The 2,064-nt window shown below is 29.5% G+C and carries 1 protein-coding gene; it reads right to left on the reverse strand.

From position 1 onward, the window contains the following. Positions 1–260 precede the first annotated feature (260 nt). A complete protein-coding gene (locus Q0F58_RS19185; protein WP_294379654.1) occupies positions 261–1,802 on the reverse strand; it encodes a hypothetical protein in 1,542 nt (513 codons plus the stop codon). Positions 1,803–2,064: the final 262 nt, after the last annotated feature.

Here is a 2,064-nt window from a genome sequence, read left to right on the forward strand (position 1 = left end):
CTATTATCTCAAAAAATGAGACCACTGTCTACGCATCCACTATTGAGCGTTTACAAGTATAGCACTAAATGCAACCGTTGTCATCCTATTTTTTCACTCTCTTGATAAGTTGAGCTGAGCAGTAACACGCTGCCCTCTCGTGCTGCTCAGTCTCCTCTGCACAAAATGTAAACTTTTGTTTATAGAACTTTTATAAATTTTATACTTTTTTGCCGGGGACAGGCATTGGATGCATGTAGCTAAATGGCATTGCTGGAACCCTACCATTTACAGTCTACCAAATATTCTTCTATAGATCTGATTATACTTTGTACTCCTTCAATATTTAATTCTTCTTTAGTAACCGGCATATAGCAACCTTGCTCTACATTATATTCGGCTTCCCCATTAATATACTCAATACTTGCCTCCCCTATATCTTTATTATTTATTCCTTTAGCAACTAATTTTAATATGCTACTTGCACCTTCTGAATCATCAATTATAACATATCCAAAAATTTCTAATAAAATTTTTTGTTCAAAGGATATTTTCATTAGAAGTTGTTCTTTATTAATATCCTGTAACTTCATTTTTTCAACAGAATACGGTTGTAGGCACACAATTTCTAAGTCACTACTTATAATTTTTTGAAAAACTTTTAAAATTTCATCTTTATTTTTAATTTCCACACCTGATTCCGATTCAATTATTTCTAAATTCATTCTTTCTTCATCTTTAGCAGCTTCCTTCTGCTCATCTATAGCTTGTAATGTCTCTTCAACTTCCATTGAAATTTTTTCTTTATCAAAATTTTCTATAGCATTCCTTATATATTCTCTAAATTTTTTTGTTTCATCTAACATTTTATTTTTAGTAAATAAATCTAGTAACTTATTATGAGCTACATGATTTCTATTTGTAATAAATTTGTTTAATATGTTTTGAAAATCACTAGGCTCATCAATAAAGTGTTCAAAAAATTTATTCCATATATTAAATTGCTTTTTATATTTTGATTTTAAAAAATCCAAGGTTGATTGCATTTTATCTAATTGCGTAGTTGAAAAAATTTTCTCTTTAATCTCCCTTTGAGTATTTTCATCACCTTCCATTTTTTCAGTATAAATATCCGATTTTATAGTTGTCATTAACCCCTCTAACGTTATTGTATAAAGACTTATATCGATATTCGCAAAACTTGGCACATTTTTTTTAATATCATTGGCATTCAATTCTATACTTGCTTTCATTTTTGTAAATTCTGGCCTATCATACCATTCAGCACCAAAGCTATCAATCATCACCTTGCTGACAAAAGCTCGAAGTTCATTTTCTGCTCTATAAATTTCAGTATATACCTCCTCTGCCAACCACAAAGATTGTGTATCACTTATCCAAATGCATTTTTCCCAATCTTTAATTATATTATTTTTTATATGCAATTTTAGTTTTTCTAAAAATTCATCGTATTTTCCCTTCATTTTTTCTTTATCATTCAAATTTTTATATCCAATTTTTACTGTTAACTGAAAATTATTTTCATATGTATCATGTTGAAAAACAACAACATATTTAATACTTTCCTTGATGATTTCAAATTCAAAATGTCCAATTCTATTAGTACATCCAATATATTTTGCCTCACATGCAATACTAAAAGACACACTTTGCATTATTGATTCATAATATTCATTTGAAATATCGCTTATGTGCTTTACTTTTATGAGTTCTCCAAAAAGAGACTCATCTACTTCCTCAACATGTTGAATTTTATTCATATTTTTTATATTAATTAATTTAAATTCTATTTCGTATCCCATGCTCTCCACTTTCCTTAATATATTTTTACTTGTTATAAAATTCCTGTTTTTCGATCTATTTTTTATCTTCCCCTTTTTCAATAAACTATAAGAAATTTATAAGGTGGTCAGATCATACTGTATTTCCTCTTCCTGAGGTCTGCCCCCCCTCATTCTCTCTTACCGGTGCCTGGTACCCTTTCACCCAAATCTTCCGTTTTCGTTTGATATAAACGATATTAAAACCTGCTATCGCTTACGCTGGGGCATTGAAACTTCTTTT

It is taken from the genome of uncultured Clostridium sp. (assembly GCF_934754915.1).
Taxonomy (GTDB): Bacteria; Bacillota; Clostridia; order Clostridiales; family Clostridiaceae; genus Clostridium.

Coding starts and splice junctions, on each gene's coding strand:
- Q0F58_RS19185 (WP_294379654.1), bottom strand. CDS start 1,802: ATGGGATACGAAATAGAATTTAAATTAATTAATATAAAAAATATGAAT.